The organism is Rothia sp. 88186D007BW (assembly GCF_053544215.1).
This window is the reverse complement of the sequence record NZ_JBPPTR010000002.1, coordinates 120,829-139,282: the sequence shown is the minus strand read 5'-3', so window position 1 is coordinate 139,282 and position 18,454 is coordinate 120,829. Positions and strand designations below refer to the sequence as shown.

At 55.9% G+C, this 18,454-nt stretch carries 18 protein-coding genes; 9 read left to right on the top strand and 9 right to left on the bottom strand.

The features are described from left to right. Positions 1-237 precede the first annotated feature (237 nt). The 4 genes from ACEE09_RS01870 to ACEE09_RS01855 all read right to left on the bottom strand — a co-directional run bounded on the left by ACEE09_RS01870 (position 238) and on the right by ACEE09_RS01855 (position 2,986). Complete coding sequence (locus ACEE09_RS01870; protein ID WP_449081564.1) at positions 238-540, bottom strand: glutaredoxin domain-containing protein; 303 nt, start codon at positions 538-540, stop codon at positions 238-240. Positions 541-676: 136 nt separating this feature from the next. Then, positions 677-907 carry a CsbD family protein gene (locus ACEE09_RS01865; RefSeq protein ID WP_449081562.1) on the bottom strand — a complete coding sequence of 77 codons (231 nt, stop codon included), beginning with the start codon at positions 905-907 and terminating at the stop codon, positions 677-679. Positions 908-1,026: 119 nt separating this feature from the next. After that, positions 1,027-2,442 (bottom strand): galactokinase, encoded by a 1,416-nt coding sequence (locus ACEE09_RS01860; RefSeq protein ID WP_449081560.1) that lies wholly within the window; start codon positions 2,440-2,442, stop codon positions 1,027-1,029. A 1-nt stretch (position 2,443) separates the two neighbouring features. Further along, the gene (locus ACEE09_RS01855) at positions 2,444-2,986 is read right to left on the bottom strand and encodes a TetR family transcriptional regulator (RefSeq protein ID WP_449081558.1); all 543 of its coding nucleotides are present in this window, start codon (positions 2,984-2,986) and stop codon (positions 2,444-2,446) included. A gap of 79 nt (positions 2,987-3,065) precedes the next feature. Between ACEE09_RS01855 and ACEE09_RS01850 the strand changes: the two genes are divergently transcribed. From ACEE09_RS01850 to ACEE09_RS01830, 5 genes are all read left to right on the top strand, one after another. Continuing rightward, on the top strand, positions 3,066-3,767 hold the full coding sequence (locus tag ACEE09_RS01850) for a hypothetical protein (protein ID WP_449081556.1): 702 nt from the start codon (positions 3,066-3,068) through the stop codon (positions 3,765-3,767). 93 nt (positions 3,768-3,860) lie between these two features. After that, positions 3,861-5,096 carry a biotin synthase BioB gene (bioB, locus tag ACEE09_RS01845; protein ID WP_449081555.1) on the top strand — a complete coding sequence of 412 codons (1,236 nt, stop codon included), beginning with the start codon at positions 3,861-3,863 and terminating at the stop codon, positions 5,094-5,096. A 105-nt stretch (positions 5,097-5,201) separates the two neighbouring features. Beyond that, positions 5,202-6,971: a cation:proton antiporter gene (locus ACEE09_RS01840; protein WP_449081553.1), complete on the top strand. Its 1,770-nt coding sequence runs from the start codon at positions 5,202-5,204 to the stop codon at positions 6,969-6,971. A 177-nt stretch (positions 6,972-7,148) separates the two neighbouring features. Continuing rightward, positions 7,149-7,529 carry a hypothetical protein gene (locus ACEE09_RS01835; RefSeq protein WP_449081551.1) on the top strand — a complete coding sequence of 127 codons (381 nt, stop codon included), beginning with the start codon at positions 7,149-7,151 and terminating at the stop codon, positions 7,527-7,529. Between the two features lie 18 nt (positions 7,530-7,547). Next, a complete protein-coding gene (locus ACEE09_RS01830) occupies positions 7,548-7,784 on the top strand; it encodes a hypothetical protein (protein ID WP_449081549.1) in 237 nt (78 codons plus the stop codon). Positions 7,785-7,901: 117 nt separating this feature from the next. Here ACEE09_RS01830 and ACEE09_RS01825 read toward each other — a convergent pair whose 3' ends face one another. Both ACEE09_RS01825 and ACEE09_RS01820 read right to left on the bottom strand, forming a co-directional pair. After that, positions 7,902-8,669: a CE1759 family FMN reductase gene (locus ACEE09_RS01825; RefSeq protein WP_449081548.1), complete on the bottom strand. Its 768-nt coding sequence runs from the start codon at positions 8,667-8,669 to the stop codon at positions 7,902-7,904. A 17-nt stretch (positions 8,670-8,686) separates the two neighbouring features. Beyond that, a complete protein-coding gene (locus tag ACEE09_RS01820; RefSeq protein WP_449081546.1) occupies positions 8,687-9,772 on the bottom strand; it encodes an LLM class flavin-dependent oxidoreductase in 1,086 nt (361 codons plus the stop codon). A gap of 445 nt (positions 9,773-10,217) precedes the next feature. On the opposite strand from ACEE09_RS01820, the gene ACEE09_RS01815 reads away from it, so the two are divergent. Then, positions 10,218-11,177 carry a hypothetical protein gene (locus ACEE09_RS01815; RefSeq protein ID WP_449081544.1) on the top strand — a complete coding sequence of 320 codons (960 nt, stop codon included), beginning with the start codon at positions 10,218-10,220 and terminating at the stop codon, positions 11,175-11,177. Positions 11,178-11,246: 69 nt separating this feature from the next. On the opposite strand, the gene ACEE09_RS01810 is transcribed toward ACEE09_RS01815, so the two are convergent. Further along, complete coding sequence (locus tag ACEE09_RS01810) at positions 11,247-12,098, bottom strand: PRD domain-containing protein (RefSeq protein WP_449081542.1); 852 nt, start codon at positions 12,096-12,098, stop codon at positions 11,247-11,249. Between the two features lie 201 nt (positions 12,099-12,299). Here ACEE09_RS01810 and brnQ point away from each other — a divergent pair, with 201 nt between their 5' ends. Further along, entirely contained in the window at positions 12,300-13,601 is a 1,302-nt protein-coding gene (brnQ, locus tag ACEE09_RS01805) for a branched-chain amino acid transport system II carrier protein (protein WP_449081540.1), read from the top strand. 502 nt (positions 13,602-14,103) lie between these two features. Continuing rightward, positions 14,104-14,745 (top strand): VanZ family protein, encoded by a 642-nt coding sequence (locus ACEE09_RS01800; RefSeq protein WP_449081539.1) that lies wholly within the window; start codon positions 14,104-14,106, stop codon positions 14,743-14,745. Here the strand turns inward: ACEE09_RS01800 and ACEE09_RS01795 are convergent. Continuing rightward, complete coding sequence (locus ACEE09_RS01795; protein ID WP_449081537.1) at positions 14,732-15,961, bottom strand: acetylornithine deacetylase; 1,230 nt, start codon at positions 15,959-15,961, stop codon at positions 14,732-14,734. The two genes, ACEE09_RS01800 and ACEE09_RS01795, sit on opposite strands and share 14 nt — an antisense overlap. 284 nt (positions 15,962-16,245) lie before the next feature. Here ACEE09_RS01795 and ACEE09_RS01790 point away from each other — a divergent pair, with 284 nt between their 5' ends. Next, the gene (locus ACEE09_RS01790; protein WP_449081535.1) at positions 16,246-17,652 is read left to right on the top strand and encodes a GntP family permease; all 1,407 of its coding nucleotides are present in this window, start codon (positions 16,246-16,248) and stop codon (positions 17,650-17,652) included. Positions 17,653-17,953: 301 nt separating this feature from the next. On the opposite strand, the gene ACEE09_RS01785 is transcribed toward ACEE09_RS01790, so the two are convergent. Beyond that, positions 17,954-18,238: a thiamine pyrophosphate-binding protein gene (locus ACEE09_RS01785; protein ID WP_449081645.1), complete on the bottom strand. Its 285-nt coding sequence runs from the start codon at positions 18,236-18,238 to the stop codon at positions 17,954-17,956. Between the last annotated feature and the right edge of the window lie 216 nt (positions 18,239-18,454).

The following is an 18,454-nucleotide window of genomic DNA, read 5'->3' as shown; positions in this document are numbered from 1 at the left end:
CATCATGGTGAGCCCACACTTTTTGTCCACAGTGCTTATCCACAGCTGTTAATAACTACAAGAGTGTAATTCCACAGTTGTTAAAAACCTGTGTATATGGCCCAAAGGCCTTAAGAATGGGCTGTAATTACACTGATGTAAGCGATTTCCCCAGTTTTATCCCCACCTGTGGATAACTTCTATCCGCAGGGTGTAGACAACCTGTAATTTCAAAAATCTACTCTTACCGCTTACTCGCTACTTGCCTGAGGCCTCGATCAGCTCGGCAACAGTCTGCGGTGCGCTGGCTGCAGAAGCAACAAAAGATCGCTCAGCAGTGCGAACGGTGGGCACCACAGCATTACCGTCATTAACGCTCTTGACGTAGGCCTCGGCGTCCGCATCCTCCCAGATATTGACCCATAGGGCCCGCTGGCCTAGCTCACCTAAGCCAGTTTCAAGTCGTTGGCAGAAAGGGCAGCCCGGCCGCCAATAAATGACAACACCGCCTTCGGTAACAAACTTCTCAGCCTCAGCGTGGGTAGAAGATGTGCGTGGCATTGGAAAACTCCTTAGAAAATAGGGTGGTAGGGAAGTGGCAGTCAGCATCAGATTGCCAGAGTTAATAGATGGGGTGGAGATAGCAGTAGGGGAGGCTGCCGTAAACGGCAACCTCCCCTTCTAAAGTTAGCAAGGATTAGTCCTTCTTGAAGGAATCCTTAATGCCATTGATAGCGCCTTTAGCCTTATCAATACCATCTGAGAGTACCTGCTTGACCTCATCGACCTTGTCCTTGGCTTCAGCCTTGGCCTGATCGGTCTTGCCTTCAGATTCTAGGCGGTCGTTGCCGGTGAGCTTGCCGCCAGCCTCCTTGGCCTTACCTGCCAGGTTGTCGAGGCCGTTTTCAAACTTGTCTTCTGTAGCCATGATGGGCTTCCTTTCATCTCTCGCTTCTGCGAGCTTGGGCTGCGGGATAGTTCGCAAGCTTCCCTTATTGATAAGTTTACGCATTAACGCCATAAAAAGAAAGTCCTGCCCCATATCAGCTAAAAATCCCGATCCGCCGGGAAACCCGCCACCATAGGCAAAAACTCAGGGTCAGCATAGCCTCGCTGAGCATACGCTAACGCCACCTGCTCCGCAGCCGACTCCAGCAAATCAACAGGAAGCAGGGCCATCACAGCCCCACCAAAACCGCCACCCACAATACGAGCACCCAAAGCACCAGCGGCCAAACAAACATCCACCGCACAATCAATCTCCGGGCGCGAGACCCGCAACTCATCGCGCATAGACACAAAACTCTCCGTAAAAAGCCTGCCCAGCTCATCCCAATCAACCCGCTCACCGGCGTCCTGACGGCCCAAAAGATAAGCAGCCCGCTCCACCAGCGTCATATCATGCAAAGTATGGCGAACCCAGCCGCGCGGGAAAGTACGGGGTTGCCCACTCTCCTCCAGGGCAGTCAAAGCACGATTAACCGTCTGATCCACCAAATCCAGGCGGCACCGCTTAGCCTCACGCTCGCTCAAACCAGAACAGGTCAAATCCTCAGGCAAGGCATTACGCAGATAATCAAGCCCCATCGCCTCAGTCACCGCCTCATTAGCCGCACGACGAGCCGCAAACTCACCCCCCGCCAGCTCATGAGGAGTATGAGTATCAATCACCAGCCAACCCAAACCAGCGCTGGTCACATCAACAGTCAGCGGAGTAATCGAAAAATCACGGAAGTCCACCACCAGGGCCTTACCCGGTGCTGAACGCAAGGAAGCCGTCTGGTCAAGGCCACCAGTACGAGCCCCAGCCACCTCATTCTCAGCCCGAATACAAACCTGGGCCAGGCGAGCCCGCAGGCCATCATTAGCGGGGGAGAGATCAGAGGGAAGAGCCTCAGCGCAAACACACCCCTGGTGCAGGGGGCAAGAAAGATCCAGCAGAGCCAGGGCTGTGGAGCACTCCAAAGCAGCTGACGACGATAGCCCCCCGCCCACCGGCACCTGGGAGGTAATCAAGAGGTCAGCCCCGAACTGGTGGGGGAGAGCAATATCTTTACCACCCTCCCGGTTCATGGCCCAGGCAACCCCCGCCACATAGGTAAACCAGCCCTTAAAAGTGCCCGGAGCAATTTCACGGATTACGACCGTGCGGTCATCCCCCGGCATCTGTAAGGATGCTGCCCGCAAAACCCCATCTGTGCGTACCTTACCTGCCACATAGGTACGGTAGGGCAGGGGCATGGGCATGCACGAGCCTCCCAGAAAATCGATGTATTCCCCCAAGAGGTTGAGACGCCCGGGGGCTGACCAGACTCCATCCGGCTCTACCCCGTACTTCTGGGTAAAGGCACGACGGGCCGCCTCAACTTCAGCACGATGATCTGGCAAGGTAGCCCAGGTGGGCTCAACACGGAGGGTCACGGTCTTATTTTCCTTCTGCGGGGTTTGTGAACGTTGAGGCATATTAGGCGGTGAAGCCCTTAATGATGGCCGTGAGCGCAGCGATATAGGACGCCGGTGGTTCAGCAGACGGGGTGATGGCAGTGAGAAGAGCTCGGGTCTGCTCCTGCTCAATCAGACTCAGGCAGGTGTGCATGAAAATCTCAGCCGCTAGAGCTGGTTGTGGGGTGCCGGTTGCGGCAGCAAAGTCATCTTCTAAGGTATCGAGTAAAGTGAGTCGGTCGGGGGCTAGGGGTGAGGGGCGAAGGGCTAAAGCTAGGCGTATGACTTCGGAACATTCCTTAACAGGAATAAGTTGCTGGTAGGTATTGTGAGCTACCAGTAAGAGACTGTTACTACTTGCAGGGCCGCTGGGGTGCTCTACCCTAGCTAGCATGCGTGAAGCTAAAGAAGCCAGCAGTTCCTGCTTATTTTTCACATGGTAGTAGAGCGCACCGGGCGCTACGCCAAGCTCGGTAGCTAGGCGGCGCATGGAAAGGTCAGCCAGACCGAATTGGCACAGTACATCAAAAGCAGTGTTAAGAATCTTCTCACGGGATAAAGCCACCCCCTCATTGTGACCTACTTTCGGCCCGTACAACAGCTGACAGCAGGTCTATCGAGTAAAGAGTAGTAAATTTGAAGCCATGACCCTCAACTTCTCAGATCTCGTTACCCGCCTACGTGCCGGTGAGAATGCCTCCCTGGGCGACCTGCATAAGGTACTTATCGCCAGCCCTGCTGCCACCTTCGCCCTCATCGAATTAGCCGCAGAACTGCGTATTGAACATTTCGGTACAACTCTTACCGTCACCAACCTGCTGGGTGCACCTGGTGATCAGGTGGCGTCCGCCCCGGTGGAAGTCAGTGCCCCGCTTGATGCTCATGCTTTGGCGGCGACTCTAGTAGAACTAGCAGCTAACACCTCGGTGCAGCGCATTGACCTGGACTATGTGGGCCAGCCTTCTCTCACCCCCATGGAGGCCCTGTGCGTGCTTGCTGCTACCCGCCTAGCTGCACCGGCAAAGAGCCTGCACCTGGGGGAGGGGCGTGAGACTACCCTGCGCTCCTTGCAGCCCCTGGCGGTGAGAGCCCTGGATTCTCTGGTGCTCACGGTGGACCCTGCCCAGCCGTCCTTGGTCTTTGAGGATCTCAAGTTGATAGTGGGTGCTGGTTTGACCGTTGCTCATGCAGGTGACCGTGACCTGGTGGCTGACTATGTGGCCTATTTGCGTAATGCCGGAGTTGAGGGCGCGGACGCCTACGCCCACAGTGCACTGGAGGGTGCGGACGCTGGTGGCGGCTGCGGCGGGAATTGCGCCTGCGGGGCAGGAGGGTGCGGCGCATAATCGCCCTTCTCTTCCTTCCCTAAGGGGGTGTATGAGCGGTGGGTGATGAAGTAACAATTTGAACACCGTTCAAAATCAGTGTTGACTAGTTCCATGACTGATTTCTCTTCCATCGCCGAACGCGCACTCAAGGGCCAGCCCGCAACCCGCGAAGAAGCCCTCGCCGCCCTCACCGCCAGTGACGCCGAAACCTTCGCCCTCGTTGACGCCGCATCCCGCCTCCGCCGCCACTACTTCGGAAACACTGTCAAGGTTAACTACCTGGTCAACCTCAAATCCGGCCTCTGCCCCGAAGACTGCACCTACTGCTCCCAGCGCCTAGGCTCAGAAGCTGAAGTGCTCAAATACTCCTGGATCAAAACAGACGAAGCCGTCAAACAAGCCGGCTACGGAATCGCCGGCGGCGCCTCCCGCGTCTGCATGGTCGCCTCAGGTAAAGGCCCCACCGACCGCGACGTGGAACGAGTAGCCACCATGGTCGAAGACCTCAAAGAAGAGCACCCCCAGGTAGAAGTCTGCGCCTGCCTAGGCATCCTCAAAGACGGCCAAGCCAACCGCCTCAAAGAAGCCGGTGTAGACGCCTACAACCACAACCTCAACACCAGCGAAGACCACTACGCAGATATCTGCACCACCCACACCTACGCCGACCGCCTAGCCACCGTCGATAAAGCCCAGGACGCCGGGCTCTCAGCCTGCTCCGGCCTGATTGTGGGCATGAAAGAAACCGACGAGCAACTAGTCGATGCCATCTTCGCCCTGCGTGATCTGGGTGGTGACTCCATCCCCGTCAACTTCCTCATGCCCTTTGATGGCACCCCGCTTGCAGGCACCTGGGAACTGACCCCCATGCGCTGCCTGCGCATCCTAGCCACCGTGCGCCTAGTAGCCCCCGAAAAGGAACTGCGCATGGCAGGTGGCCGCGAGATGCACCTACGCACCCTCCAACCCCTGGCCCTGCACGTGGTCAACTCCCTCTTCTTGGGTGACTATCTGACTTCTACCGGCCAGTCAGCACTTGATGACCTGAAAATGATTCGAGACAGCGGGTTTGTGGTACTCGGTGCAGAAGACCGTGACCTGGTCGCTGAACACGAAGACTATCTACGAGCTCACGGGGTAGACCTGGCCGAAGAAGCTACCCCTGAAATCACCCCCTGCGGCTCATCTGCTGGCTGCGGTGGCTGTAGCACCGAAGCCTGCGGCAGCCACCCCTCCGCAGAAGAACAGAGCGAGCACGCAGGCCCTGCTGATGCGCAAGATGGCCAGGTGGTAGTGCCTGAGATTCGCCGCCGGGGCGTAGGAACGGACGCCACCCCCAACTTCTAGTACCAGGGGATGTGGTGCATAAGCCCACCTCAGAGGCAGGCTCACCCCAACCTGAAGGACTAGAATTATAAATTGGTAGATTAAACCAGTTGTGAAGGGGTGGGCGTGGAAGTCCTCATTGTTATCGTGGTGCTTTTGCTAGCGACAGTGGTGCTGGTGAGCGTGGGAGAGCGGTTAAACCTTCCCTGGCCGGTGCTACTGACGCTGGTAACCACCGTGGTTATCGTGATTCCGCAGATGCCTAGTCTACACATTGAGCCTGAGATTATTCTGCCGATTTTTCTGCCACCTTTACTGTGGGCTATTGGCCAGCGCGTCTCTTGGGGAATGCTACGCAGAAGCTGGCGGAGCGTCCTCATCTACTCCATTGCCCTTACCACCGTCTCTGCCCTGGCAGTAGGCTGGACGACCTGGATGATTGTACCCGGTATTAGTATCGCCCTGGCCCTGGCCATTGGTGCTGCTGTTGCCCCGCCTGACCCTGTGGCGGTAGAAGCTGTTGCCGAGCCAGTAGGCATTCCCCGCCGTGTTATTTCTAACCTGCAAACTGAAGGTATCTTCAATGACGCGGTTTCTCTGGTCCTTTTCCAGATTGCCCTAGCTGCCCTAGCAGCTGGTACTGACCCCCACCCGCTCTCTGCCCTGGGTAGTTTCGTCTATAGCGCCCTTGTGGCTGTGGCCTTAGGGCTGACTATGGGGTGGGGCGGCAGCATGCTACGCCGTAACCTCTCCGATACTGTAGCTCGTAGCGCACTGACCCTAGTTATTCCTTTCGGTGTATATATTATCGCTGAAGAACTCCACGCCTCAGGTGTGGTGGCAGTGGTCATTGCAGCAATTCAGATGGCTAGCTACAGTGCGGATCTAACAGCCGAAGAGCGCCTGGCTAATGCATCCTTCTGGAGCGTGCTTGAAATGCTGGTGACTGGTCTGGCCTTTGGGCTCATTGGGCTACAAGCTGGCGAATTACTCTACAGTGCAGATAACAATGTGCTGACTATGGTGTGGCATGGGGTGCTAATTTCGGCTGTGGCAATTGGGACCCGTCTAGCCTGGATGACTGGTCTATGGCTCTGGGGTCGCTGGCAAAACTCTCGTCGCACCACTCCGCGTTCTTTCGCTGAAGTGCTGGTGATGACCTGGGCTGGTATGCGTGGTCTAGTAACCCTGGCCTTAGCCTTAATCCTGCCTGAGATGACCGATAGGTTGCGTGCCGAAGCAGTCTTCATTGTGTTAACCGTTCTCTTCTTCACTATGGTATTCCCCGGCTTGACACTGCCCTGGTTGGTGCGGGTGCTGGGTGTAAGTGCCACAGCCGAAAAGGATGACCATGAGGAAGAAGAACTCCTGCAGATTGCCCAGCAAGCCATGTGGAAGTCCATGTATAAGACGGTTGCAGAGAGCGGGGATTTGAAATCCTTTGAGCAACTCAAGAATGCGGTAACTAGTATGATGAATCGTGCTGAGGAGGGGCAAAAGACAGGGGACTTCCAAGAGCGCTCGGCTGAGCGGCAGCGTCAGCGTGAACTGATGAACCTGATGCGGCAGAAATCTGTGCTAGCTGCTCAAGCGGCTGTTCTGGATGTGCGTAATGAATATGACTATGAGGTAGTAAGTAGCGTACTCTATCAGATTGATGTGCAGGTAAGGGCTCAGAATGTTATGGAGCAAGGCCCTGAGGCGCTTACCATGTCATTGTCTAAGTCTCTTATTAACAGTGACTACAAGCTTGATTATGAGAAAGCAGAGGAGCTGTTCAAGACCACCGAGATGCGTATTATTTCAGCCCAGAAAGAGCTGGATGATGAGGCTCTGAGGGTAGCTACCCGGCAGCTGCCGGTCGTAGGCGGTAAGGACGCTGGCAGTCGGGAATAATTCGATGTGTTGGCTCGGTGGCACTCAAGAAATTTGCAGAATCATCACCTACTATGGGTAAGTACTTATTCCGCTGTGGGTCTGCATCTGCTCAGAGTTGTTTTCTGGGGGCTGGCGGGCACACCGCCACTATATTCTCTCAATGGAATATTAAGTTTTCTTATAGAATCAGGATCAATGGACATTAAAGACCTCTCCCCGGCATACCTCACCTCCCTTGCGGCCATCTTCGCAGCAGCCCTGATGGTAAGTGCAAACTCTACCTGGGTTTCGGTGCTGGGCTGGGTCTTGCTACTGGTAAGTCTGGGTTTGAACGCCTTTGCCACCCTGGTTATGGTGCAGCGTATCAAGGGCGGGCCCCTGCCTGCCCTGATTACCGGCGAGAGCTCCCACCCCCAGGTAGAGTATGAGGAAGAAGAGGGTGCTGAGGCCAGTGTTGACCTCTACGAGCCTGAAGCTACCACCGAGTCACAGCCCCTCGTCTCACCCGCACCATCTAGCGCAGCAAGCGACGAGCGTATCTTCCGCTCCCGTGCCCCGCGTCCGCGCGTCCGCTAGAAACACCGAGAGGACCCCATGGACACCCGCTTTCTTCTCTCTCCCGCCTACCTGGTCTCAGTTGCTGCCCTCATTATTGGTGCAGTCCTCAGCGGCACCGCCCTAATGGTCGTCGGCTGGATTATCTTCATCATCGGCCTGGCCCTGAACTCCCTAGCCCTGGTAGTGCTGGCTAACCGGGAGCAACTCTACAAGGCCCAGCGCGTTGGGATTATCCCTAAAGCCCCCAAACCGGGCACAACTGAGCAAAAGTAAAAACCTTGGACGCACCCACCTGCCGCCGGGTGCGATCAGTTACAATTTAGAGACTTTTAAAGAATGGCGGGGAGAGTTTCTGCCCTCCCCGCCATTGCTGTATCGGTAGATCGCCCCCTAGATACTCGGTGTGTTCCCTTTAAGTAATTCCTCAAAAGGGGTGACCGTCAGGGCTTCTAGCCCCGGGGCCTTGTAGGCTGCCGCAGGTGCCTGGCCACCCCGCTCTTTTTCAAGAATTCCAAAGAAGGAACCGGCGTTGGCGTCCTGAACTGTCTGCTGCTTGGCCGTCCTAGCCCCGCCCTTACTCGCCTGCTGGGCTGCCTGTTCTGCGGAGGTTGCCGCCCCGAGCGCCCAAAGCACCAACTGGGCAAACTCGGTAGCTGCCTTGGAGATGCGCGAAACCAAGCTCCTGTCGGAACCGAAGTCCTCGGTCGCAGCAAAGACGCCCGAGGGGGCTACGATTGCTTTGAGATAGCTAAAGAGCGGACGCATGGCCGTCTCCAATACCAGAGAGTGGCGGGCGGTGCCGCCGGTAGCAGCAATCAGCACGGGCTTACCTGCCAGAGAACCGTCCTCGACAAGGTCCCAGAAGCTTTTGAAGAGCCCCGAATAGCTGGCCTTGAAGACCGGGGTTACCACAATCAGAGCGTCAGCCTCCCTCACCTGATCCAAGGCGGTAGCCAGCTTGCCCATAGGGAAACCGGTGAGGTAGTGGTTGGTGATATCGGTAGCTAGAGAGCGGAGCGAAATCTGGGTGAAGCTCGCCTCAACTCCAGCAACAGCTAGGGCGTGGGCGGTAGCCTCACTGAGGTTCTCACCCAGCAGAGCGGTTGTGGACGGCTCACCCAAACCTGCCGTGACAACAAGGATAGAAGGAGTGATCATGATGGGGTTCCTGCTCTCTACTTACCCTGCTCGGCCAAGTAGGCAGCATAGCGAGGGTGGACGGGGGCCTCAGGTACACCGGAAGGACGTAGCTTAGCGAACTCCTCGCGCAGGACGGGCACAACCTGCTCGCCCAGCATCTCAATCTGATGTAGGACCTCCTTGAGGGGCAGGCCCGCGTGATCTACCAAGAAGAGCTGACGCTGGTAGTCGCCAGCATAGTCGCGGAAGGATAGAGTCTTTTCAATGACCTGCTGGGGTGAACCCACGGTCAGCGGGGTCTGGTCAGCAAAATCTTCCAGAGAAGGGCCGCCGCCGTAGACCGGGGCATTGTCGAAGTAGGGGCGGAACTTAGCAACGGCGTCCTGGGAGTTCTTGCTCATGAAGACCTGACCACCCAGGCCCACGATGGCCTGCTCGGCGGTGCCGTGGCCGTAATGCTCATAGCGCTCGCGGTAGAGGTTGATCATCTGCTGGGTGTGTTCCTTGTTCCAGAAGATGTTGTTGTGGAAGAAACCGTCCCCGTAGTAGGCGGCCTGCTCAGCGATCTCGGGGGTGCGAATCGAGCCGTGCCAGACGAAGGGGGCGGTGCCGTCCAGGGGTTGCGGGGTTACGGAGAAGGCGTTGAGCGGGGTGCGGAAGTTGCCGGACCAGTTGACCACCTGTTCGCTCCAGAGCTTACGCAGCAGGGCATAGTTTTCAATGGCCAGGTTGACACCCTGGCGGATGTCCTTACCGAACCAGGGGTAAACGGGGCCGGTATTACCGCGTCCCAGCATGAGGTCCATACGGCCGTCGGTTAGGTGCTGTAGGGTGCCATAGTCTTCGGCGATGCGTACGGGGTCGGTAGTGGTAATCAAGGTGGTGGCGGTTGACAGCAGGATGTTCTTGGTCTGAGCTGCAATGTAGGCCAGGGTGGTGGTCGGTGAGGAGGCAATGAAGGGTGGGTTGTGGTGCTGGCCGACGGCAAAGACATCCAGGCCAACCTCGTCAGCCTTCTTTGCAATTTCAATGATGGCCTTTTGGCGCTCGTATTCGCTGGGGGTCTTGCCTGTGGTGGGATCCATGGTGATGTCGCCGACGGAGAAGATGCCGAATTGCATAATGGTGACCTTTCGAGATTGTGGTGTTGTTTTTATGGTTTTAATCTACTCCCAAATACTTTCCTTGTAAAGTATTTAGGTGAGGTGAAGAGGTGAGGGTAAGGTGATTTTTTTGTGTAGGTTGGTGAGGTTTGCGTTTTAGTCAAAAAGGGTAGTGTAGGCGGTATAAAAGTACATTGATGAATTATTTGAAAGATTTTCTGACATGCCAACCATCTCAACCGCCCAGCAACTCACTAATGCTCTGTCAGCCGGCACCAGCGTCCTTGATATCTCCAGTCGCATCGCCCTACTCTTTCTCTCATGACCCTAGAGGTTATCTCGGGGTGAAGAGAGAAAGAATAGGGTGTTATTTGTGACGGGAAAGGGGAAACTTCTAGCGATCTTATCCACAGGCATTTGACGAGCAGAAATGAGGGTTATCCACAGAAATGAATAGGGTTGCTTGAAACGCCCAAACCTTTTTTGCCACAGTAACGGCATGGAACTCAACCTCTCACATATCTGTTCAGCCATGCACACCCACCGCGAACTAAAAGACTCAGGTATGAGCAATAACCTCATCAGTGCAAAGCGCCGCAGAGGCGAACTTATACGCTTGACCCGCGGGATCTACCTCAAAGGCGACATCGCACGACACTGCACAGACAGCGACCGAGCCAAAGCTATGGCAGTAGCCCTTCAGAAAAACCGTCCCACAGCCGTAGTAAGTCACCAGTCGGCCACCCTGCTATGGGGCGCACCGCTGCTGACCCTACCCCCTAAGGTGCATCTTTCCCTCTTAGGTACCAATAAGTCGGGGCACCCACAGGCAGTCCTACATAGCCATAAGGTAACGGAATGCTCTCTGGCTACTGATTTAGGCGGAGTCAAAGTCACGAACCCGCTAACTACCGTTGTAGACTGCGGAAAAACTATGCCTCTGCAAGAGTCGCTAGCTATCGTAGATTTCTTTTTAAAACATGGGAATCTTAAACTCGACATGGTGCGAGAAGAACTAGAGCAAATTGTGGGACGAGGCTCCCAGAAAATACGTGTTGTGGCTCATCTGATGAGCCCGCTGAGCGAATCTCCTTTAGAGTCCTTTGCCAGACTTCGCCTCTATCAGGGAGGAATCGAACAGCCTATTCAACAGTTTGAGATCATGACCCCCTCCGGTCGCCTGTACCGAGCTGACTTTGCGTGGCCTGACCTCAAACTACTTCTTGAGGTAGACGGTCTACATAAGTATTACGGAGCCTATCGGTCCACCGATGCGCAGTTGCGTAACGATACGCTGCGGCAACGGGAATTAGAACTGGCAGGGTGGACGGTCCTGCGTGCTACCTGGGGTGACCTGGCGCAGCGTCCGGAACTGTTGATATCGAGATTGCGTCACCTTGGCGTCCGGAAAACAAGCCAATGACCCTACTCTTTCTCTCTTCACCCTAGAGGTTATCTCGGGGTGAAGAGAGAAAGAATAGGGCCAACAACGCTAGGAGATACCGTACTGGTCCCGGGCCAAACGGGCAATATGAATCGTCAAATAGGTCAGCTCATCGTCCGTCAGGTTCTGCCCCAGATGCACCTCAAGTACCAGCTTCACCTTAGTAGCTACAGCAAAAGCGCGGGGGTGAGCCTCCTTCAAACTCTCCAAGAGCAGGGGGACGCTAGTGCCCACGTCCGTAGCCTGGGCGGCGCTCGCGCGGGCAAAGAGATAGCGCAGATGCGTCACGAAACGAGCTGCGCTCATCAGTGACCGATCCATAGGGCCGCCAAAACCGGCCCCAATCACCTCAAAAATCTGGGCAAAAACCTCGGTCATACGGTAGGTGCCACCCATGCTCTCAGAAGCAAACTGCGAATTTACCAGGTGCATAGCCAAGGGGATAGCCTCCACCTCAGGCAGTTCAACCCCCAGACGCTCCTTCACTAGCTCCAAGGCGCGCCGACCAAAGCGAACCTCTTGCGGGTAGAGCTGAGAAACTTCAAGAGCCAAAGGGTAATCCACGGACAAGCCCTCACGGGCGCGCACCACCGCATAACTTATATGGTCGGCCACCGGCACAATAAAGGAATGAGAAATCGTAATGCCCTCAGCCTTGACCAGAAACTCAAGCTCAGTAGCTAGCCCCAAAATCTCAGAGGGAATCTTGGCCAGGGACCCGGCTAAATGCTCATCGGGGGTGCCATGTTCAGGGACAAAAGTCTGCTCAATTAAGGTGGGATCTAGCATGTCGCCCTTGCGCTTACCAAAGGCTAAACCCCGACCAATGACCACCATGTGGTCACCTGTGTAGGACTGGGCCAGCGCCACATTATTGTTATAAATACGTGAAATACGCATTACGGCCCCCCTTTCGCCTCAGTTTCACAATGCGAACATCCTTATCAGTTTACAGACCTGAAACTTAGAAGAAGGCTCTAACGCCCCTTTCTAGCTTTTAAGAGGAGTAGACTGACTCCATTCGTCCATACACAGAACTACCCCTTTCTTTTACCTATGAAATCAACATCCGTTAAGTCATCATCACCCATGATGAGCATCGTGTTTATCGCACTGATGCTCTTCTCCATGTTCTTCGGCGCAGGAAACCTCATCTTCCCGGCCATGCTCGGCGCAGAATCAGGAGAGAAATTCACCCCCGCCATTATCGGCTTCCTTGTTACCGGCGTCCTTATGCCTATTCTTGCGGTCATCGCGCTGGCTGTGACCGGCCGCGACATGCAAGATCTGGCATCACGCGGTGGCAAGATTTTTGCCCTGCTCTTCCCGCCCCTGGTCTACCTGTCTATCGGTGCCCTCTACGCCCTGCCACGTACCGCTACCGTCAGCTACGCCATGGCCGTTGAACCCCGCTTCAACGAGGGGGGCATGCTTCCTACCATCATCTTTGCCGCTATCTTCTTCGGTATCTCCTACGCCCTGGCAATGAATCCCACCGGCATTGTCGATAAGCTCGGTAAGTATCTGACCCCTGCCCTGGTTATTCTGCTGGCTGTGCTGGTGGTCATGAGCTTCATTACCTTGCACTCTCCGGCCTCTGCCCCCACCGAAGATTACGTCAACGGTGCTTTTGCTACCGGCTTTGTTAAGGGCTACCTCACCATGGACTCCCTGGCAGGTCTGGCCTTCGGTATTATCGTCATCGCCTCCCTGCGTGAAAAGGGCATCACCGGTCGTAACGAGCTGCTGCGCGGTGTGATTCTTGCCGGTAGCATCGCAGGTGTCCTGCTGGGTGCCTTCTACCTGGGCCTAGGCTACATCGGTAAGCACATTGCTGATGGCCAAGGCTATAAGGACGGTGCAGCCCTGCTAACCGATGCCGCTGCTCAGACTATGGGCGGCCCCGGCGCTATCATCTTTGGTCTAATCGTACTGCTAGCCTGCTTGACTACCGCCGTAGGTTTGATTGGTGCCACCAGCTCCTTCTTCAATAAGCTGCTCCCTGGGATTTCCTACCGTGCCTGGGCTATCGTTTTCACCTTCATTGCCTTTGTGCTGGCTTCCTTCGGCCTGGAAAACCTGATGAGCTTCGCTGTCCCGATTATTACCACCCTCTACCCGCCGGCGCTGACCCTGGTCGTCCTGACCCTGGTTGAGGCTGCCTTGCGCGCCCCCTGGATGAACCTGACTCACCGCTTTGCTCTGGTTATTTCAGTGATTTGGGCTCTTCTGATGACCCTGAACTCTCATAGTCTGGGTTCAAGCGTCATTGAGCCTCTGATTGGCTGGGCTCCTGCTCACTCCTACGATTTGGGCTGGGTCCTACCTACCTTTATCGCCGCTGTTGTAGGTGCAGTTATCGATATCGTGCAGCACCGTAGCCGTGCGGCTGTCGCCCACTAAAGAGGTAACGCCTTCACCCCGTTGAGGGTAAAAAGAAAGGGTCTTGCTCCCGCTTCTGCGGGGCAAGACCCTTTGCTATAGAGAGGCTCGCGCTGAGGGGAACCACAACCATCAACGCGAGCCCGTCTAACGAGTTGCAAGGTGGTTCATTCAACTCAAACTTAGAAAGCCTTTGGGCAACCCGTCATAAAGTTTCTTAAAAAATAAACAATTGACAGCCTCAGTAAAACTCTACCCGATGAAGCTGAGGAAAGAAACCCGTAAGGCTCATAAAGACAGGTCTTTGTGAAAAATTACATCTATATGTCACTTCAATTACACCCAGACTGCTCCCCTGTTATTCAGCGCACCACCCCTGCCCCACATACAGCGCTAGCCGCAAGTGCCGGTCTTGCCCTAGGAGCCCTCACCCAAACCCCTCGCACAGAACCTAACACTCCCTGTAAAGACCCAGCTAAAATCGATACACTCAAGCACACAGCACCCCACCACCTACGAGGCCATGCGGTACTACTTCCACTTCTCCATCCCAGTGCTCCACCAAGCACTCTCCCTCTGGGCCCTGCTCATGATATTTATCGTGCCCACCCTCTGTTGGTGCGGCCGTAAACTACCTACCCGCAGGCTCCTACGCCGCATAGCTGCCACCAGCGTCCTCGTCCTCTACGCCACCGGGGTCATCGCCTACACCTTCCTACCCCTACCCGATCAAGACACCTTCATCTGCCCCGACGGCTGGGGCAACACCTACCCCCGCTTCTACCTCGGCTGGAGCCTCCAATTCGCCATAGCAGCAAACGATGGCCTACTCGGCGCCCTCTTCTCCACCTACATGCTGCAGATGCTACTCAACGTCTTACTCTTCCTACCCTTTGGCTTCCTAGCCCGCTGGCGCTGGGGAGCAAGCTTCCGCACCGTCATGTTCAGCGCCTTCAGCGCCTCCCTCACCATCGAACTAACCCAAGTAACCGGCATCTGGGGCTACTACGACTGCGCCATCCGCACCTTCGACGCAGAAGACATCTTCAACAACACCCTAGGAGCCCTCATAGGGTGGAGTGCCCTAGCAGCCTGGCAACACCGCCACACCCTGCCCAGGCACCTCCGCCACCTCTTCGGACGCCAAGGGACTACTGGCCCCTAGCCCACTCCAAGACCTTCACCATAAAACGGTCACACGCCTCAATCTGACTCAAATCAATCCACTCATTAGGGGTATGAGCCTGGGCAATATCACCAGGGCCACAAACCACCGCCTGCACCCCACCATAAAGGGCAAACTGGCCAGCCTCAGTACCATAAGTCACCTTCTGCGACTCCATAGAACCCGCACGACCAGCCCACCCATTAGCCAAGCCAATCACCTCAGCCCCATCAGCAGTACCCAAAGGCGGCACCGCAGCAAGCAACTCATGAGTAATACCCACCGCGCCCACAAACTCACCAGAAGCAGCGCCAGCCAAAACCTCAGCGTCCGCCGCCCGCGCCTTCAAGGCAGGCAACAAATCATCGGCGATCTTCGCCTCAACCTGAGCCACCACCTCAGCGGTAGTCATCTGCGGAACAGTGCGGAAATCATACTCCAAAACCACATGCTCACCCACAATGTTGTACTGAATACCACCACGAGCAAAATTCACCCCGCCCGTAGAATAAGGCACCACAAAACCCTCATCAAAAGGGCCCTCAGCCCGCCAAGTAGCAGCCAACTTCTCAAAGAAAGTAATAAACTCCGCCGCCTGCGCCAAAGCATTCACACCATGCGGGCCCAAAGACGCATGCTTAGCAATACCCTTAAAGGTCACCCGGCCACGATGAGAACCCTTATGAGCCGAAATTACCTGCATCATCGACGGCTCACCAATCACCGCGAAATCAGGGGCAATACCGCGCTCCCGGAAATCCTCAATCATGGCAGGAGCACCCGCACAACCAACCTCCTCATCATAAGAAAAAGCGAAATGCACCGGCCTCACCAAATCCACCTGCATCAGCTGCGGCAACAACCACATAGCCGACCCAATAAAAGACTTCATATCCGAAGCCCCACGGCCATACAGCTTCCCGTCCTTAACAAGAGGTGTGAAAGGGTCAGTGACCGTCCAAGCCTGCCCCTCAACCGGCACCACATCCGTATGCCCCGACAAGACCACACCACCGTCCGTACCGCCATCTGCTGCAGGTACGGTCACAAAGAGGTTAGCGCGCTCGCCGTCCTCGCTATAGGTGTAATAGGACGTAAGGCCATGAGCCTCAAACTCAGCCGCCAAGAGGGCAAGCACGGGCAGATTACTGGTCTGGCTGATGGACTGGGCGGCAATCAGCTTTTCAGTCCAAGGAAGAGATGCAGGAAAAGTCATAAAAACCAGTCTAAAACCAGAAACCTGCCGTACACCCTTTAGGTCGTGAGATTACAGAAGCGAATGATCGCCCAGACCATGGAAACAATGAGCCTGAGAGGCAGACGCTCTGGCAGCCAGAATATCTAAGGGGCGGACGCCGATGAGCAGCTCACATAGCTACCGGCGGTGACAACAGTAACAAGCATGACATGCCAGAAGGGCAGCCCGCAGGCAAGAAGGTAAATCATAATAGACCCAGCACTACAAAAGTTGCCACCCACACCTAGAAAGAACAGGTCAGTATGCCTCTTCCCGATGACTGGACCCCGGCCCTCACCGCCGGTCCCCTCCTCGCCCTTGCAACTGGTGCCGTCCTGTTGCTCCTGCTGCTCATTATCAAATTCAAGCTCCACGCCTTCCTGGCCCTGATTATCGTCAGTCTGGTCACTGCCATAGCAGCAGGCATCCCCCTGATGAGTATCGTTACCGTCATGCTCGAGGGTTTCGGCTCAACCCTCGCCACCGTCGTCCTTCTCGTGGGTCTAGGGTCCATGCTCGGGGCCCTGCTAGAGCACTCCGGCGGCGCACAAGTGCTAGCCCACAAACTCATCTCAGTCTGTGGTGAAACTCGCGCCCCCCTAGCTCTAGGCATCGCAGCCCTCCTCTTTGGCTTCCCTATCTCCTTCAACGCCGGGCTCGTCGTTATGCTCCCTATCGTCTTCTCCGTAGCCCGCTGGGTGGGTGGATCGCTCCTCTACTACGGCCTTCCCGTGGTCGGCGCCCTAGCCGTGATGCACGTCTTTGTGCCACCCCACCCCGGAGTGGTTCTGGCGACCTCCTTCTTCAAAGCAAACATCGGCACGCTCCTGCTCATCTCCCTCCTTATCGCTGTGCCCACCTGGTACATCGCCGTCTACCTCTATAGCCGCTTCGTTGGCCGCCGCATCAATGTGCCCGTACCTGCCCTCCTTGGCCACGAAACCGCCCAAAAAGACCCCCACAACCCCCCAAGCTTCGGCACCGTCCTTTTTATCTTGCTGCTCCCCATGCTGCTGATCTTCCTCAACAACGGCCTAGAAATGCTGGTCGCCGGCGAAGTTCTCCCCCCAGAAACCACACAAGAACCCTGGTTCCAAGGCATCAAACTCCTGGGCGAAACCCCCGTCGCTCTTCTTTTAACCTGCCTTCTAGCCATGTACCTGCTGGGTTATAAACGCAAAGAATCAGCCCTAAGCATTCAAAACATCATGGACAGTGCCCTGCCCTCTGTCTGCTCCATCCTGCTCATTACCGGGGCAGGCGGCATGTTCGGCGGGGTGCTCCGCACCTCCGGCATCGGAGACGCTATCGCCGACACCCTAGGCGACCTAGGTGTTCCCCTCATCGTGGCAGGCTTCCTCATCTCAGCCATGCTGCGTGTAGCACAAGGGTCAGCCACCGTCGCTCTCACCACCTCAGCAGGGCTCATTTCCCCCGGTGTCCTGGCAGCTGACTACAACCCCATCCAACTTGCTGCCCTGGTCGTCTCCGTTGCGGCAGGATCCATTGTGCTCTCTCACTTCAACGACTCCGGCTTCTGGCTCATCAGCCGCTTCTTCGAAATGGACGAAAAAACCACCCTCAAAACCTGGACCGTCATGGAAACCCTCATCGGCCTCGTCGGTTTTACCGGCGCCCTGACCGTCTTCGGGGTAGCTAGCCTGCTGTAACTGCGTGTGAGTTAAAGCCGGACGCGCCCGCCCCGCCAACAGGGCCGGGATGGAGTAGCCGATGGAACCCCACAGGGGCATGCCGATGAAGTGAGAATCGCGTGGGAACTTACGGGTAGCCATGCCGAAGAAAGAAGTGCCCATATCAACCACAACCGTGTTCTTCTCATCCAGGTTTGATGAGAGTACCTTCCACAGAACATCCTGCGTGAGAGCCTCATCGGTGATATCGGGCAGAGGTTCCTCGCTGGTGGGAGCCTCAAAGGGAGTGCCCCTGAGACCCAGCTCTAGGGACACCTCTTTAACGATGTTCAAAGCGCTGCGACAGGCTCCCCACATAAATACCCGCAAAATTGGGCTTGATCTCGTTCAACACGGCCTTACCCCACATCAGTGACGCAAAGGGGAACTTGGTCTCGGTAACCAGGGCGCCTAGCCCCTTAACGCGGGCATAGCCGTCCGCCGCATAGCCGGCGTTGAGTTCGTTAGCGTTGCCCACCCAATCAAGCTTCTCATGCGCCAATACGTCATCGAGGAAGAAGATGTTAAAGTCCCCGGGTACGCCGAAGACCTTATCAACGCCCAGCTCAGCCAGGCGATCGAGAATATAGTTACCCCACGGTATGGGTCATCATTGACTCCTTGGTATCAAACACAGCAAGTCGTGTGACCTGCGACATTCATACATATCTAGTGTAGTGGGTTAAGGAAAGTTAGATATTGGGCTCCAAGCGCCTGAGTCTTAGTCTGGTGCGCAGAGGTGCAGGGGTGAAACCTAATATGTAGCATGTGTAGCTCCATT

Excerpts from the sequence above, each read along its gene's own strand:
- ACEE09_RS01870 (WP_449081564.1), bottom strand. The coding sequence starts at position 540 with ATGCCACGCACATCTTCTACCCACGCTGAGGCTGAGAAGTTTGTTACC.
- ACEE09_RS01865 (WP_449081562.1), bottom strand. The coding sequence starts at position 907 with ATGGCTACAGAAGACAAGTTTGAAAACGGCCTCGACAACCTGGCAGGT.
- ACEE09_RS01860 (WP_449081560.1), bottom strand. The coding sequence starts at position 2,442 with ATGCCTCAACGTTCACAAACCCCGCAGAAGGAAAATAAGACCGTGACC.
- ACEE09_RS01850 (WP_449081556.1), top strand. The coding sequence starts at position 3,066 with ATGACCCTCAACTTCTCAGATCTCGTTACCCGCCTACGTGCCGGTGAG.
- bioB (WP_449081555.1), top strand. The coding sequence starts at position 3,861 with ATGACTGATTTCTCTTCCATCGCCGAACGCGCACTCAAGGGCCAGCCC.
- ACEE09_RS01835 (WP_449081551.1), top strand. The coding sequence starts at position 7,149 with ATGGACATTAAAGACCTCTCCCCGGCATACCTCACCTCCCTTGCGGCC.
- ACEE09_RS01830 (WP_449081549.1), top strand. The coding sequence starts at position 7,548 with ATGGACACCCGCTTTCTTCTCTCTCCCGCCTACCTGGTCTCAGTTGCT.
- ACEE09_RS01825 (WP_449081548.1), bottom strand. The coding sequence starts at position 8,669 with ATGATCACTCCTTCTATCCTTGTTGTCACGGCAGGTTTGGGTGAGCCG.
- ACEE09_RS01820 (WP_449081546.1), bottom strand. The coding sequence starts at position 9,772 with ATGCAATTCGGCATCTTCTCCGTCGGCGACATCACCATGGATCCCACC.
- ACEE09_RS01810 (WP_449081542.1), bottom strand. The coding sequence starts at position 12,098 with ATGCGTATTTCACGTATTTATAACAATAATGTGGCGCTGGCCCAGTCC.
- ACEE09_RS01800 (WP_449081539.1), top strand. The coding sequence starts at position 14,104 with ATGCGGTACTACTTCCACTTCTCCATCCCAGTGCTCCACCAAGCACTC.
- ACEE09_RS01795 (WP_449081537.1), bottom strand. The coding sequence starts at position 15,961 with ATGACTTTTCCTGCATCTCTTCCTTGGACTGAAAAGCTGATTGCCGCC.
- ACEE09_RS01790 (WP_449081535.1), top strand. The coding sequence starts at position 16,246 with ATGCCTCTTCCCGATGACTGGACCCCGGCCCTCACCGCCGGTCCCCTC.